15 protein-coding genes are annotated in these 15627 nt (G+C 59.4%); 5 read left to right on the top strand and 10 right to left on the bottom strand.

The genetic code is table 11. The annotated features are described in order from the left end of the window. Positions 1–22: 22 nt before the first annotated feature. The 9 genes from dnaB to HMPREF1219_RS08380 form a co-directional block, all read right to left on the bottom strand. A complete protein-coding gene (dnaB, locus tag HMPREF1219_RS08340; RefSeq protein WP_016458466.1) occupies positions 23–1528 on the bottom strand; it encodes a replicative DNA helicase in 1506 nt (501 codons plus the stop codon). A 548-nt stretch (positions 1529–2076) separates the two neighbouring features. Continuing rightward, on the bottom strand, positions 2077–2529 hold the full coding sequence (gene rplI / locus HMPREF1219_RS08345) for a 50S ribosomal protein L9 (protein ID WP_016458467.1): 453 nt from the start codon (positions 2527–2529) through the stop codon (positions 2077–2079). Positions 2530–2589: 60 nt separating this feature from the next. Further along, positions 2590–3231: a single-stranded DNA-binding protein gene (locus tag HMPREF1219_RS08350; RefSeq protein ID WP_016458468.1), complete on the bottom strand. Its 642-nt coding sequence runs from the start codon at positions 3229–3231 to the stop codon at positions 2590–2592. 115 nt (positions 3232–3346) lie between these two features. Further along, positions 3347–3634, bottom strand: coding sequence for a 30S ribosomal protein S6 (gene rpsF, locus HMPREF1219_RS08355; RefSeq protein WP_016458469.1), 288 nt, complete (start codon positions 3632–3634; stop codon positions 3347–3349). 118 nt (positions 3635–3752) lie between these two features. Beyond that, the gene (locus HMPREF1219_RS08360) at positions 3753–3971 is read right to left on the bottom strand and encodes a hypothetical protein (protein WP_016458470.1); all 219 of its coding nucleotides are present in this window, start codon (positions 3969–3971) and stop codon (positions 3753–3755) included. Beyond that, positions 3971–4156 carry a hypothetical protein gene (locus HMPREF1219_RS08365; protein ID WP_016458471.1) on the bottom strand — a complete coding sequence of 62 codons (186 nt, stop codon included), beginning with the start codon at positions 4154–4156 and terminating at the stop codon, positions 3971–3973. Before HMPREF1219_RS08365 ends, HMPREF1219_RS08360 begins: the two co-directional genes overlap by 1 nt. Before the next feature lie 5 nt (positions 4157–4161). Further along, entirely contained in the window at positions 4162–5574 is a 1413-nt protein-coding gene (locus HMPREF1219_RS08370) for a glycosyltransferase family 87 protein (RefSeq protein WP_016458472.1), read from the bottom strand. 1 nt (position 5575) lies between these two features. Continuing rightward, entirely contained in the window at positions 5576–7879 is a 2304-nt protein-coding gene (locus HMPREF1219_RS08375; RefSeq protein WP_016458473.1) for a transglycosylase domain-containing protein, read from the bottom strand. An 854-nt stretch (positions 7880–8733) separates the two neighbouring features. Beyond that, complete coding sequence (locus HMPREF1219_RS08380) at positions 8734–9123, bottom strand: DUF5318 family protein (RefSeq protein ID WP_016458474.1); 390 nt, start codon at positions 9121–9123, stop codon at positions 8734–8736. Positions 9124–9474: 351 nt separating this feature from the next. Here HMPREF1219_RS08380 and HMPREF1219_RS08385 point away from each other — a divergent pair, with 351 nt between their 5' ends. The 5 genes from HMPREF1219_RS08385 to HMPREF1219_RS12560 all read left to right on the top strand — a co-directional run bounded on the left by HMPREF1219_RS08385 (position 9475) and on the right by HMPREF1219_RS12560 (position 13730). Then, the gene (locus HMPREF1219_RS08385) at positions 9475–9930 is read left to right on the top strand and encodes a MarR family winged helix-turn-helix transcriptional regulator (RefSeq protein WP_016458475.1); all 456 of its coding nucleotides are present in this window, start codon (positions 9475–9477) and stop codon (positions 9928–9930) included. A 105-nt stretch (positions 9931–10035) separates the two neighbouring features. Further along, complete coding sequence (locus HMPREF1219_RS08390) at positions 10036–10944, top strand: universal stress protein (RefSeq protein WP_016458476.1); 909 nt, start codon at positions 10036–10038, stop codon at positions 10942–10944. A gap of 67 nt (positions 10945–11011) precedes the next feature. Beyond that, entirely contained in the window at positions 11012–11731 is a 720-nt protein-coding gene (locus tag HMPREF1219_RS08395; RefSeq protein WP_016458477.1) for an SDR family oxidoreductase, read from the top strand. A 7-nt stretch (positions 11732–11738) separates the two neighbouring features. Beyond that, positions 11739–12149, top strand: a complete 411-nt coding sequence (locus HMPREF1219_RS08400; RefSeq protein ID WP_016458478.1) for a hypothetical protein — start codon at positions 11739–11741, stop codon at positions 12147–12149. 420 nt (positions 12150–12569) lie between these two features. Further along, positions 12570–13730 carry a HindVP family restriction endonuclease gene (locus HMPREF1219_RS12560; RefSeq protein WP_169455917.1) on the top strand — a complete coding sequence of 387 codons (1161 nt, stop codon included), beginning with the start codon at positions 12570–12572 and terminating at the stop codon, positions 13728–13730. Here the strand turns inward: HMPREF1219_RS12560 and HMPREF1219_RS12565 are convergent. Next, positions 13727–14923 (bottom strand): DNA cytosine methyltransferase, encoded by a 1197-nt coding sequence (locus tag HMPREF1219_RS12565; protein ID WP_245554435.1) that lies wholly within the window; start codon positions 14921–14923, stop codon positions 13727–13729. The genes HMPREF1219_RS12560 and HMPREF1219_RS12565 overlap by 4 nt on opposite strands. Between the last annotated feature and the right edge of the window lie 704 nt (positions 14924–15627).

A 15627-nucleotide genomic window follows, 5' to 3' on the forward strand; every position in this document is an offset into this window, starting at 1 on the left:
TACAGCGCACGATTTCATTCCCCTATACCGGGGCCGGTGGCTCGACCTCCGGCGGAGCCTCGCGCATGCCCGGGCGGGCGAGATCACGGAAGCGGGAGTAGTGGAGCTGGTGGGCCACGGAGATGGTGTCCAGCGGGCCGCCACGGTGCTTGGCGATGATGATGTCCGCCTCGCCGGCACGCTCGTTATCCTGCTCGCCGGCGGCGGAGTCCGGGCGGTAGAGGAGCATAACGATATCGGCATCCTGCTCGAGGGAGCCGGACTCACGAAGATCGGCAAGCTGGGGGCGCTTATCCGTACGGCTTTCCGGGCCACGGTTCAGCTGGGAGATGGCGATAACGGGGACGTTCAGCTCCTTGGCCAGAAGCTTGAGCTGGCGAGAGAACTCCGACACCTCCTGCTGGCGGGACTCGACGCGCTTGTTGGAGCTCATGAGCTGCAGGTAGTCCACCACCACGAGGTCGAGCCCGTGGTTGGTGGCGATCTGGCGGGCCTTGGAACGGATCTCCATCATGGTGAGGTTGGAGGAATCATCGATATACAGCTGGGCGTTTTCGATGCGGCCCATCGTGTTGGCCAGCTTGTTCCACTGGTTATCCTCCATCTTGCCGGAGCGCATGTCTGTGAGCTTGATGTCCGCCTCCGCCGAGAGGATGCGCATGACGATCTCGTTCTTGGACATCTCCAGGCTGAAGATGACCGACGTCTTGCCGTTGGCGATGGAGGCCGAGCGCACAAAGTCGAGCGCCAGGGTGGACTTGCCCACGCCAGGGCGGGCGGCGATGATGATCATCTGCCCGCCGTGAAGGCCGTTGGTGACGGCGTCGAGATCGACGAAACCCGTGGGCACGCCGGCGGCGAGGCCGCCGTGGGCGGCGATCTCATCGAGCTCCTCCATCGTGGGGCCGAGGATGTCCGCCAGGACCTGGTAATCGTCCTGCTTGCCCTCTCGCTGAACATCGAACACGACCTGCTGGGCGAGGTCGACGGCCTGGTCCGCGTCGATCCCGGACTCGCTTTGGTGGCCGAGCTGGACGACGCGGGTGCCCGCATCCACAAGCTGGCGGAACGTGGCCTTCTCCGCCACGATGTTGGCGTAGTAGCGGGCGTTGGCAGCCGTGGGCACGGAGTGCACGAGCGTGTGCAGGTACGGGGCGCCACCAGCGCGCTCCAGGTTGTTATCCCGCTCCAGGCGGCTGGCGAGGATGAGGGAATCGATCTCCTGGTTCTCACTAAACAGGTCAATGATGGTGGAGTAGATGATGCGGTGCATCGGCCGGTAGAAATCGTCCGGCTTGAGCACCTCGAGCACGTCCGTGAGGACGTACGGGGACGCGAGAATCGCGCCCAACACGCCCTGCTCCGCCTCGATATCGTGCGGGGGCAGGCGCCCGGGCTCGTAGGGTACCGAGCCACTGCCACCGCCCGCACCGCGGCCGCCCCGGCCCAACGGCTCCGCCGGCTCCGGCTCCAGTGCCGGGGGCTCACTCGGGGGCACGTAGTCATCATCAAAACTGGGGGTAGTCACCGCTCACATCCTTACCTCATCTAGACGTTCCTTAACCATAGCGCCTCGCGCACACACCCGAAGCCCGTGACCGTCCGAGCGTTCACACACCTGTTCTAGTAGCCGAGAATAGAACACCTGACCCCTAAAAACGGCGAGTTATACACAATCTATCCACAACTAGTACACAAGGCTATCCACAGGGTTATCCACAGGCGCGGTGGAATTCTTATACGGCTCTCAGGAAGTGATTTTGTTCATATAGCCGTAACCTGTACCTTTTCTATTTGTGATTCCCGTCACTCGAACAGGAGCAAACGTGCAGGTCAGAGCGTTTTAGGTGGTAACGGGTTTAAATTTGTCCTCGAAACCTTCAGTTACCGGCCATACGCAGGGAATTCACAGAAACGGGCAGCTGAATAAAGAATCTCACAAAAGTTATCCACATTTTTCGGGGAGTTATCCACAGGCCATATAGACGCAGGTGGCGGTTACCCACACGGGGTAACCGCCACCTGGTTTGCTGTTGTCATGTGGCCCATCGAAGGACCGCCGTGTGCGTGCCTTAGTTAGGCAGACACGACCTCAAAGTTCACGCGTGCAGAGACGTCGTCATGCAGGTTAACCAGAACGTTGTACTTCCCGGTACCCGTGACAAGTCCCTTCGGAACCTCAATTGCGCGCTTTTCAAGAACCGGACCGCCGGCAGCCTTGACGGCCTTGGCGATGTCATCGGCCTTGACCGAGCCGAACAGTTTGCCCTTGTTGGAGGTGCGGACGCTAATGGTCACGCCCTTCAGCTCCTGGAGCTGCTGCTTGAGCTCGATGGCGTGCTCGCGGTCGTTGATCGCGCGGATCTCGCGAGCCTTCTTAATTTCCTCGATCTGCTTCTCTGCACCGGGGGTAGCCACGATGGCGAGCCCGCGGGGAAGCAGGTAGTTACGTCCGTAGCCGGGCTTGATGTCGACGATGTCGCCAGCGACACCGAGGTTGTCAACCGCAGCGTTGAGGATCAGCTTCATGATCGCTCCTATAAGTTTCGTTAAAAGTTTGGCTGTTTCACAATGTAGGTAATGAGGCGCTTAGAACGGAGGATCTCCGGCGGCCTCTCCACCAAAACCATCGGCAGGGCTCGAACTATTCCACGGGTCACTCTGCTGCTGCGGCCGCTGCTGTTGCTGCGACTGCTGCATCTGACCTCCGCCGAAACCGCCAGTTCCGGCGGATCCACCGTTGCCGGATCCGTAGCCGTTGGTAGCTCCGTAGTTGGAACCACCGGTGGCGGATCCGCCGTTGCCGGATCCGTAGTTACCGCCGCGGCCACCGCCAAAATTGCCGGAGCCGCCGTTAGCGCCTCCGCGTTCGTTGCGGGTGACCTGGGCTGTGGCGTACCTCAGCGACGGGCCGACCTCATCCACTTCGACTTCGAAGATGGTGCGGTTTTCGCCCTCGCGGGTCTGGTACGAGCGCTGGCGCAGGCGACCGTTAACGATGACGCGCATCCCCTTGGTGAGGGAGTTGGCCACGTTTTCGGCTGCTTCGCGCCAGATGTTGCAGGTAAGGAACAGGGCCTCTTGATCCTCCCACTGCCCGGTCTGGCGATTGTACGTGCGGGGCGTGGAGGCGATACGGAAGTTCGCCACTGCTGCTCCCGACGGAATGTAGCGCAGTTCAGGGTCGGCAACGAGGTTGCCGATAACGGTAATGGGGGTTTCTCCGGCCATGATTTCTTACCTTTCCGATGCTGGTGGACGTCTCACTTGTGCTCTACGTGGCGTGTGCTTCCCATCCTAAACGCGGACGGTCACACGCGCCGGTGTTATGTAGAACGGCAGGTGTTTAGCGGTCTGCCCGCAGAACCTTCGTGCGCAGCACCAGCTCGCTGATGCCCAGCAGACGGTCCAGCTCAAGAACGGTATCCGACTCGCAGGTCAGATCGAGGACAACGTAGATGCCCTCATCCTTCTTGTTAATGGGGTATGCCAAACGGCGCTTCGGCCAAACGTCAACCTTATCTACGGATCCGCCTTCCTTGCGGACAACGTCAAGGTACTTGTCTAGGGACGGGGCGACAGTGCGCTCGTCCTGGGAAGGGTCAAGAATGACCATTACTTCGTAGTGACGCACGGGACCTCATCACCTCCTATGGTCTAGTAGTTACAAATTTCGGCCACACTCGTACGATGAGCGTGGCAGGAGGGTCGTTGCGTCAGCAACCACCCCAGGGTACACCACGGAAGGCTCATTACCCAATCGGAGCGTTAGGCATGAAAGTAGAGGCCACGGTAAAGCCGAACGGCAAGACGAGGATGCAGACAATGGCAACGCCGACGCCGATCTTCACCCGCTTCATGTTCTTTGTCACCATGAACGAGTAGTAGGCCACGCCGAGGCCGACGAAGCCGATGGCGACGACGATGATGCCGACGACCACAACCTGGGTGATAGTAAACGGTCCAAACATTAGACGTACGCCGCCTGCCAGATCGCCACGTACAGCGGGATGACGGTGACGAGGAGGAATGCCGCCCCCATGAGCGCAAGAATAGCCCACTTGCTCTTCTTGTAATAAAACATGGCAAAGGCGATGGTGAACGCCACAAACCCGAGCGCCACCGACACGATGGTCAGGATCACCCACATCGACATAGAATTCAGTTCCTTAACTTTGTCATGACCGGATCGAAGCCGCCGTGCGCCGTGCGCACCACATCGACGCTCTTATCCATCAACACATAGATGATACCCACGCACACGGCGATGAGGAGACCGTCCCGGACAATGACGGCGACGTTGAGAAGCTCCGGGCCGAGGCCCTTGTTCTCCGTGCCGAGCAGGTGCCACATGAGGATCGGCCACACGAGCGCCTCCGCCCACGCCCACGTGAACACGAGGCGCCAGTGGGGGAGTGCCAGCACCACAAGGGGCACAAGCCACAGCGAGTACTGCGGGCTCCACACCTTATTAAACAGGAGGAACGCCGCCACGATGAGGGTAAAGAGCTGGACGAGCCGCGGCTCTTTGGGGCAGCGCAGCCCGAACACGAAGATGGCCAGGCAGGCCGCGCCGAAGAGGACGAGGCTGACGGTGTTGAGCGTTTCTGGCTCGAGTCCAACCCCCGTGAGGCGCCGGACCAGCTCGTAGACGGTGGTCCACTCGGCACCGCGGGTGGAGTTGAGGCGGAAGAACTCGCGCCAGCCCGTGGGGTACGCAAGCGCCACGGGGACGTTGACGACCAGCCACGTCACCGCCGCCGTGGCAGTTGTCAGCGCGAAGGGACGAAAGTCCTTTCGCCGCACCGCGAGCGTGAGCACCGCGCCGAGGAGGAACAACGGCCACAGCTTGAAGGCCGTGCCAAGCCCCACGAGCACGCCGGCCCACACGAACCGCCGGCGCCCCAGCGCCTCGACGGCGAGCACGGCGCACAGGATGGGCAGCGCGTCATAGTTGGTAAACGCGTGGACGATAACGAGCGGGGAGGCGGCGATGAGCCACACGTCCCAGATCCGGTTGCCGGCGAGCCTGCAGCACGCCCGCACCGTGAACACCCAGCACAGACCGAGGACGAACGCGGTGACGGTGAAGTAGACGGTTACCTCCGGCATGGGCAGGATGCCCACCAAGCCGGTCGCCCGTAGGAAGCGGGCGACCGCAGCCATGAGGTACATGAAGTAGCCACTTAACACCGGGTACTCCATGTAGCGGGTCTGGCCATCATCGTCCCACGAGTACGCGTAGGGGAGGTGCCCATCCTCGAGGCCCTCGACGGCGTAGAGCGGGACGATATCGTTGTAGCAGGCAGCCACGTACTGACGGTGACCGGACCAGTTGAGCGACCACTGGGCGTCGACAAGCGAACCGGTGATGCAGGGAACGCGGAACATGTAGGCCAGGGCGAGAAACACCATGGCCACAAGCGTGAGAACCGTGACGGGCGACCACACGCGCTGGCGGCCGATGAGCGCGTAACGGCCGACCGGGCCGCCGAGAAACTCGACAAACCCGCGCGCCAGCGGCTCCGTGAAGGAGGGCAGGACGCGGTGGGTATCGCGGGCCGGGCGCGTCACGCTACGCCGCCGGGGGGATGAGATTTCCGAGATCAGGAAGCTGCGGGACCTCGGGGACGGGCAACGGCGCCGGCGCCGGGGCCTGCGGTGCGGGGGCTGGGGCCTCACCGGCCGGGGACTGCGCCGGGGCACCCGTTCCTGCACCCTCACCCGGGGCCTGGCTTGCCGACGGTGCGGACGACGTGGCCGTACTCCCCGTCGCCGTGGGGTAACTCGTGCCATAACCCACGCCGTAACCAGCGGCGTTGTAGCCCAGGCCGATGGGCAGATCGAACTCCTCCACCGGCTCGTTAGCCAGCTGCGCATCCATCACCTGGCGCCAGATCGTCGCCGGGATGCCCGCGCCGTACACCGAGCCGCCCCACGAGTTGACCAGCAGGGAGTTATCCGAGTTGCCCACCCACACGGCCGTGGCGAGTTGCGGCGTGGACCCGATCATCCACGCATCCTTGGTGCCCCACTCGCCGTACTGTGTGGTGCCCGTCTTGGACGCGCTCGGGCGATTGCCGCCACCCAGCACGTTGCCGTTGGACCAGGCGGCGATGGGCAGCATGGCCGCCGTCACACCGTTGGCCGTGTTCTTATCCACGCGGCGCTCGCCCTCGTTAGGCTTGTACTCGTAGAGCACCTCGCCGGAACCCGTGGTCACCTTGCGGACGAAGTGCGGCTGGTGCCACACACCGTTGTTGGTGAGCGTGGACAGGCCGACCGCCATATCCAGCGGGCGCGACGGGTACTGGCCCAAAATGATGCCCTCGTACGGCTCGCCGTTGGCCTCCGACAGCGTCTGCGACCCGTCCGGGTTGTTCTTGCGCACACCCAGCGCCCACGCCATGTGCTGCGTGTCCACCGGGCCGTTCTTCAGGTCCTTCTGCAGGCGAATGAAGCTCGTGTTGAGACTCATCTTGGTGGCCTGCTGGATGGTGCACGTGCCACACGTCATCCCATCCGAGTTCGTCACCGTCGCATCACCGGTTTGCACCGGATCCGACGAGTACATCCGGTTGAGCGGGATGCCCTGCTGGAGCGCCGCCGCCAGGCCGAAGATCTTGAACGTGGAGCCCGTCTGCACCGGCGCGTTCGCGTAATCCCAACCGTTGGGATCCTCGCCGCCGTAGTACGCCTTGATCTCACCGTTGCGCGGATCGATGGACACCACCGCGCTGCGCATCTTGTCCACCTGCGGGGCGAGATTCTCCTTGACGATCTCCTCCGTCTCCTGCTGCGCCTGCGCATCAATGGTGGTAGTGACCTTGAGGCCCAACGTTTCCACGTCCTCCTCCGAGATCCCCACCGTGGCAAGCTCCTCCACCACGCGGTTCTTCAGCAACCCGTTGGCGCCCGTGGCCTCCGTAAACGCCCGGTTATTCGCCGGATCGATGGTCTCCGGGTAACGCGCCGAAACGCGCTGCGCCTGCGTGATCGCGCCGGTTTGCACCATGCCGTCAAGCACGTAGTTCCAGCGCTGCTCCGCCTCCTCGCGGTTCACCCACGGATCGAGCTGGCTCGGGCGCTGAATCGCCGCCGCGATGACCGCCGACTCCTCCGGGGTGAGCTGCGACAAATCCTTGCCAAAGTACGCGTCGGCCGCCGCCGCCACGCCATAGGCATTACGCCCAAAATAAATCGTATTGAGGTACGCCTCGAGGATCTCATCCTTGGACCACTGGTTGGTCATCTTCGCGCTGGCCACGAGCTCCCGCAGCTTCCTCGAGATGGTGCGCTCGTTGCCCACCAGCGCATTCTTCACATACTGCTGCGTAATAGTGGAACCGCCGCCCGCCGACTCATTGCCGGTGAGCATGCCCCACGCCGCACGCGCATAGCCACTAAGAGAAAAACCCGGGTTGGTGTAGAACTCGCGATCCTCCGCGGCCAGCACCGCCTCCCGCAGATGCTGCGGCACCTTATCCAGGCTCACCTGCCGGCGGTTACCCTCCGGCGGCACGAGACGGGCCAGCTGCGTCTCACCGTCCGCCGCATAAATCGTGGCGATCTGCGGGTTGGTCAGCTCGCCCGGCTCCGGGATATCCGCCCTGACATACGCGACGCCAAACAGCATGAGCGGCACCGCCACAACAACAACGAGCAGCGTGACGAGGATCTTGCCCCACACCGGCAAGGGGCCGCGCCCGCCACCGTCGCCGTGTGCGGACACGCGGGTAGCCGTCCCGGCGCGCTTCGCACCGGACTTGCCGCCGCGTGTGCGGCCGGCCTTGCCAGTTGTTGCGGCCTTGCCGGTTTTGGCGTTCCCGCCGGCACCCGGCTCGTTTTTCCTATGCGACCCAGAATTATCGTTCGACATTAACTCAGGTATCCCAATTCTCTCGGAGGATCTTGCTGATTCTGCTAGCTTAACAGGCACGATACAGGCCACCGCGTGCCTTGCCACACGGCCGCCCATACCTCCAGGCCACAGCACCTGACACAATGCGCGCACCCAGCTGACAGGCCTTTATTATCATTCTTCCCCTTTACGCCGTGCAATGCGTAATCCACACTGGACACCGGTGCGGTTCCGCTCCGCATCTGCGGCTCACCGTTCCGCCGCTTGGCTCCGCCCGTGCCGTTCCCGAACCGGCAGCGGATCGTGCGTCGGTTGCATCCCGCCCCGCGCGACGAACCGCCGAACTGGCAAAATGCAAACTTGTAATAATTTACTACAACTCTGCGGCACCTCGAAGACAAAACCCCAGGTCGCGTTTTACAAAGTTGTAGGAAATTACTACAACTCTGCGGCGGGCACGAAAACCCCGTGAATTCCGCAGAAAACCGGCCCGAGGGAGGCCGATCCCCGCCGCGAGCCCGAACGCGCATGGGCACAACCGTGCAATGCGCACCCCGCCGCACACCGGCGGAACAGCCAGAAATACAGAATTACAGTAAATTACTGGAACTCTGCGGCACCTCGAAAACAAAACCCCAGGTCGCGTTTTACAAAGTTCCAGTAAATTACTGGAACTTTGCGGCGGGCACGAAAACCCCCGTGAATCCCGCAAAAAACCGACCCCCGCCGCAATCCCGAATGCACATGGGCACAACCGCGCAATGCGCACCCCGCCGCGCGCGACACACAGGCGGGGAAAAACCGTGACATTAACTTACTGCAACTTTGCGGAAAGCCCCGGCAGTGCCGCACATCTCCCGGAAGGCGGACGGTTATTCCCTCGGCTCACGCTGAGACGGCTCCTGAGGGAGGACCATCGTGGTACGCAGGAGGAAATTCCACTTGCAGGCCGGGCACACCTCGACCTCGTGGAGGTCGAAGGTGAGGCCGGCGCGGGAGAACTCGTCTATTTCTTCCAGCGACCGGGCTGTGTTGGTGTGGCGGCCGAGCTCGTTGCCGTGGACCCAGTAGACGGTGCGCAGGCCTGGCTCGTCGCAGATAGGGCAGGCCTTGTCGGTGGGGTAGCCGTGGAAGTTGGCGGCGGCGATGAGGAGGAAATCGGCGTCGTGCACGGCGGATTCGTCGATGCGGTCGGCGCGGTAATCGCGGAGCAGGCGGGCGCGCTCGAGGCCGTGGCTGACCCAGGGAAGGATGGCGGGCATGGTGTGTTTCTCCTCACTGAGACAAACGAATTGTCTCGGATACTAGACAGTTCGACCATTCTAGCAAATTCCCGAACCGATAGGATAAACCTAGTTAGAACGAACGATACACCTCTATCCCCGCTGGTGAGTGGTCAGTCACCGATAGGCGCGCCGCCGGACCCCACCCGCACAGAGGGAAGATTATTCCAAAGCATGAGATTATTTGTGGGATATGCCCGGTAAACAATGCCTTAAACGATTGAGTAGATAAATGGTTTTCACGCTAAACTGAAGTCCATATTGATTCGTGCTCGATAATGCCTCGCATTACCGAGCCGATGCCATGCGAGGAAAGGACCTGTAAATCTCATGAGCGTGACACCTTACGAGGTCGCGGAGAAAATGCGCGCCGACATGACCGCCTTGTACGTCACTTACTTCCGGCTCGCCGACAGCGCCGATCTCACCGGCCCGCAGCTGACCATCCTCTCCATGCTGGACAAGCATGGCCCCTCGCGGGTCTCGGACATCGCGCAGCGGGAAGGCATCCAGATGCCCACCGCCTCCAACGCCATCCACAACCTGGAAAAACGCAACATGGTGAAGAGGGAGCGCGACCCGTACGATCGCCGCGGCATCCTCGTCTCCATTACCGAGTTCGGCCACGACACCGTGGTGCAGGTGGGCAAGCAGCGCACCGAGCACCTCGCCGACGTGTTCTCCGTGCTCAACGAGGACGAGCTCGAGCTGTGCAACAAGATGGTACCCGTCATCCACAAGCTCGCCACCACGTATAACGCCCGCCGCGACAGCGACGAAAAGTAGCCCGCGGGGCGGGTAGCACGGATAGACTGGAGGGTGGATTAGGCCTGCACGCCCGGGTGAGGCACAATTGGTGTTACTAACGTAATCAACAATAAAGAGGTATCCGTGGATGGCGAAACCCCCCTGAGGCTACTCGTTGCCTGGCACCCCAACGCCTCTGGCAACGAAGCCCTCGAGTTTGCCGCCTGGCTCAGCCGCACCACCCCCACCATCGTCCGCACGGCCACCATCGTCGTGCGCCCCTGGCTCGCGCTGTCCAAACTTACGTCCAAGTACGAAAAACAGCTGGCCAAGGAGGCTCACCGCGCCTGCCAGCAGGCCAAGAAGGCGCTCACGGCCGCCGGTGTTCCCGAGGACTCCTGGGACGACCCCGTCAATGTGCTTGTCGACGGCTCGTCGCAGGCCGCCCTCCTCAACGACATCGCCACCGACTTCGACGCCTCCATCATCCTCTTCGGCTCCCAGGGCGCGGCCCGCAAGGGCTCCTTCCGGGCCAACTCGACCGTCGATGCGCTCCTGCACTCCTCGCCCTACGCGCTGGGGCTCACCCCGCGCGCCCCAAAGCTGGCCAAGCACGGCGTCAAGCGGCTGACGGTGGCCTTCACCTCCCTCGAGTTCGACTCCGACACCCTCGACACCGCCCTGGGGCTCGCCGGGCGCCTCGACGTGCCCGTCCGGGTGCTCGCCATCCTGCGGGAGGACGTGGACACGCCCACCTCCCTGCAGTCCGAGCTCCACCACTCCTCACGGGAGGACGCGCTCGCATTCCTCGATTCGCTCCACGACAGCATTGCGGACAAGCACCCCGAGCAGACAGTGGAAGCTGAGCTCGCCTACGGGCCGAGCGTCGCCGACGCCATGGAGACCCCACGGTGGAAGAAGGGCGACCTCCTCCTCCTCGGCTCAACTCCCGTAGGCACCCTCGAGCGCGTGTTCGTGGGCTCCACCGCCGGCGAGATCCTCCGCAACATCAAAACCCCCGCGATCGTCATCCCGGCGGGGAAGCCCGAATAGGCGATGGGCGCGCCTCGCAGCCGCGACCGGGAGGATACGATAAGGGGAGAACAGAAAGGGGTACCGCATGAAAGCACTCGTCACAGGCGCAACCGGGGGAGTGGGCCGGGCGCTCCTCCCGCTGCTCGTTGAGAAAGGCTACGAGGTCTACGCCCAGTGGCACAGGCAGGAGCCTGCGGACGTGCCGGGCGTGACGTGGTTCCACGATGCGGACGGGTTCGGAGGCTTTGACGAACCCCTGGATGCCGCCATCTACCTCGCCGGCGTTTGTGAGCTCAACAACCTCGAGGACACCACCCGCGACGAATGGGACCGCGCCTTCAATGTCAACGTCACCCAACCCGCGCTCATGACCAACGCGCTCCTGCCCGCCCTCCGCGCCGCGGGCGGCCACGTGATCTACGTCAACTCCGGCTCCGGGCTTACCGCCAAGGCGGGCTGGGGCACGTACTGCGCCTCCAAGTTCGCCGCCAAGGCCTGGTGCGACACACTGCGCCAGGAGGAGCCCGCCCTCCGCGTCACGAGCATCCACCCCGGGCGCATCAACACGCCCATGCAGCAAAAGATCGTCGCCACAGAGGGCGGCACCTACGACGGCGCGAAGTTCATCCAGCCCGCAACCGTGGCCACCGTCATCATGGGAGCATTGGCGACCACCCCCGACGCCACGCCGACGGAGATCATGATCCGGCCGCGGGCCACCAACGTGGCCCGTCACAGTAACGATGGTCCCAACGGTCACGATGGGGCCACGGGCGTGGCCCTTGAATCGGATCGGCGGAAGTGAGGCCCCGATGAAGAAGAAGCCCCGCTACACGGAGCTCGACTACGAGTTCGACCCGCTCCTGCGCCTCGAACGCCGCCACACAAGCTCCGTTCAGGCCGTCGTCTGGGGATTCGCCGTCCCCATCCTCACGATCATCACCGGCTTCCTCGTCGCCGTCATCGCCCGCGCGGGCGGCGGCCCGCTGTGCGACGCGGGACTAGCCAGTTGGCTGTGCACCCGCTGGGCGGAGATCGCCATCTGTGTCGCCCCGCTCATCGTCTCCTTCGGCGGCCTCGTCGGCGCCGGCATCCAGTGCTACATCAAGTTCAAGACCTACAACCGCTGGTGGCCCTGGCTCGCCGTCATGTGGGTCCTCATCCCCTTCACCCTCGGGTGGATGACATCATTCGGGACGATTGCGATAATTGGGCGGGGATAGGGGCTTAAACTTCTGCTAGTTGATAGCCCAGAACCCACATTGTCGGGTATCTATTTCGCCTTTTCCCATGAAAATTCAGTTCCAATTCTCCGATTAGCAGCTGTATCTCGTCTCTTCCTTGGTTTCGCAATTGTCACTGTCAATAGCCAAGGCATTTTCCTCTGAGGGGTTCAGTCTCCGTTCCAAATCATATTCAGCAAGCTACTTCACGAACATTTCTCTCAATTCTTACACCCAAATCCCAAGATTTGACTCGAAATTAGTTTGCCTGCAGTAAGCTTGCTGTTTGGCAGTTTGGTTGAGAAAAGGTCGAAAAGCTCAAGAGAGAAAGCCGGCCATGAGTTGAAAGAGGAAGGCAAACCCTTGTCATTTCTTTTCGGGATGGACAGATCCAATCACGATTTCACTTCACCGGGATCTATGGGCAAGAATATTTTCACAAATGCTTTTCCTCTCGCTATGATTCAGTATCTCTCAATTAATTTGCAACTGGACATCCCGGTGATTCGCGCCTATCAAACCGTCAACGGTGATGTCTCAACTACTCACATGATGACTCCATGGAGGAAAATCATCGGTGTGGAGCCTTCACTTGCAAGATTTAACTTCGAGACGGTTTATGACGGATACAACCGATACACTCACAATGGAGCGAATAAATCTGATGTCGTAGTTGCCAACGAAGCGAAACACACTCGTCCTTTTGAGATAAAGCTCGTTGTGGTTCCTACAAGTTCAACAGCAAAGAAGTCACGAGAAAAACAATCGTGCGAAATCGTTACAAGGCCTTCTACTGTAGAGCAAATCGCGTTCTCAATAGCCAATTCGTTCGGAGTAGAAAACCGTCTCAAAATGCTTGACATTATTAACGACGCGCTGGGGCACCCTCATGACTATCGTTGGAGCGATGCCAGCTTCATGAGTACACGTGTGAATGCCTTTAGGGAGGCTGCGGTAAACCTAATTCGAGCTGGAATTCAGGTACAAACACCTCTTGTTATTACGGCAGTTTGGAGAACAAAAGGACAGTCTCCTGAATTGGATGACGATGCGTTTGATGCTTTTGTATGGACAGATATGGCTTTTCTCCAGCTATTTATAGATGCCGCCAAACCTTCACGGAAAGAAGGATCAGTGTCTCGCCCATCACGAGCATTAATGTGGCTAATATCATGCCTCTACGAATTTGCTTCCCAGGGTACTTTCAACTTCGCTCGCACAAAGGATAGTATGAGCTTCGGTTTCCAGACTGACAAAGCCGGGGCATTTGCCGGAAATGCGCCACTTAAGTATCTGGCATCGCAGGAGTTTTTTCACCCAAGGCTCTCTCGCTATTCCATCGAAGATATCATTGCGGAAGAGGCCTTTGACGAACTTCTTCCTGAGCGTCGGCTCGACCAGGCAATTGCCTTGCAGTATTTGACACGTAAGGCAGAATCCCGAGGATACGCTGCCGGTTTTAGAGATGCGCAAGAATCTGCTCACCACGGAAGTCCTGACTTCTCTTACCCCGCTCAGAAGCTATCACTTAACATCGACTATGAAAGAAAGCAGTCAGATAAAGGGGAAAAATTCAACTAGTCTGCAAGGTTCGATTCTCGAAGCCCTCTAGAAATTGACTGACCAATGTAGCGTCCCAAGAGAACAGGAACTGCGTTCCCCACCATCTGCTCTACATTCGTGCGGGATCCAATCCAATGAAAGTTGTCTGGGAAAGTCTGTATCAGAGCCCTCTCCATAGTAGTGAGCGGACGAGCTTTCTCGATTGGCCCAGCGTCACCTTTGTGACCTGGATAGCCTTTCGGTATAGGCCGATTCATACCACGAATTGTCGGTGACGGCTCATCAACGGAGAAGATTCCACGACGCGCGTAACTACGCGGATGGCGGTAGTAAAAGTCGATGTCAAGTGGCTTTCCAAGTTGCTCAGTGAAATATTCTCGGATCGTTGTCTGATGATCCGATTGTTCTCTAATGAGCATCTCGAAAATGCGATCAGTGAGCTCTTGGCTCTTGGTACCGAAAGTAATTAAACGTTTTCGAATTTGCGGGACACCTACTCTACTTGCGTCAATTACAAGGTACCGCACATTGTAATCTGCGTGCTGCATTGTTGACACTGCAGATTTAAATGCATCCGCATGCTGGGCCCGTGCAACGTTTTCCATTACGAAAAATGGGGGCTGGAAATGAGCTACATAGGTAGCATACTTTTCTGTCAGATCAGCCCGAGCACCTTCTTTCCGTTTCCCAGCCGAAGAAAAGTCCTGACAAGGCGGCCCCCCTATAAAGGCCGGTTGAGAAGATAACTCTTGGTTAAGGGCTTCTAACGTGGAAATCGTTAGCTTAATGTCGCTCAGATCCAATAGTTGTGCTTTATGGGACATATTAGCTCTATAAGTATCAACAGCGCAAGGCCAGTTATCATAGCCAGCCAGCACATCAAATCCAGCCATCTGAAATCCGAGCGAAAGCCCTCCACACCCAGAAAACAGATCTACTACCTTTGGCAAGTCCGCATTCACTTCAGGCAACCCGCTCAGCCGCCAACCCTCCTTAGCATCGGACAACCCATAGAATGAAAACACTTCGTCCGCCGACCAAACGGAGACACCACCAATTATGGTCGTAGGGTCTGGAACTTGGCCACGAGCTTTGAGTGTTTTTATTGTAGAGGGTTTCACCCCCAGCCCCTTAGCCAGGGTTTTCTTATCATACAATCCCGTAGCCGCATCTGGTTTGACAGTAGGATCGAATGCGCGCGCCATTTTCATGAATTCAAATTAACATAGGGGTCGTTTTTAAAACAAGACCGGCGCCATATCTAGACCCCTGTAGGCATTTCACTCCCCACCCTGAAAGCCAATCCCCTGCAAATGATCCTAAAGATTTTGAAGGCAAAATGCATACATTATCCAGCTTTTCTTAGGCCAGCTACAAACATCGCTCTTTTACTGTAACTGTCGCATTAATTTCAGCCCAACTCCTTAGATAATTTAGCTGCTGAATCAAGTTCGATGGCAAAAGCGGGTTAGATCCAAATCAATAAAATACTCCGATTAGTCATGGATACTTCTATTTCAGAAGTGCAAGTTCTTCATATCGCAGGAGGCAACCCAATCTCAGTTCTATTAGCCCTTGCCGAAGGCGCGACCGGAAAGGCTTGATACTCCACCGCATCCAGATTCTTTCGAGCCTGGCCGACTAAGGGGCACCACATATTCCCATTTGCGCCGAGGCGTTAAGTGACGATTGTTGACTGCACCACTTAGATCTCACCCTATGGGCTTCTTCGTTGAGCAATTTCTAGCGAATACCACCTCTATCAATGCAGACGATCAGTGGTATAACACAGATTGCGAATCAAGGAACAGTCGAATTTTGATTTGGGATATCTAGCATTTGGAGCGAACAACTCCCCACAAACCGCATAATCTTTCAACTTACTCGCCCAACTGCCGAAAGTTGTACTGACGGC

The organism is Corynebacterium pyruviciproducens ATCC BAA-1742, assembly GCF_000411375.1.
GTDB classification, from domain to species: Bacteria; Actinomycetota; Actinomycetes; order Mycobacteriales; family Mycobacteriaceae; genus Corynebacterium; species Corynebacterium pyruviciproducens.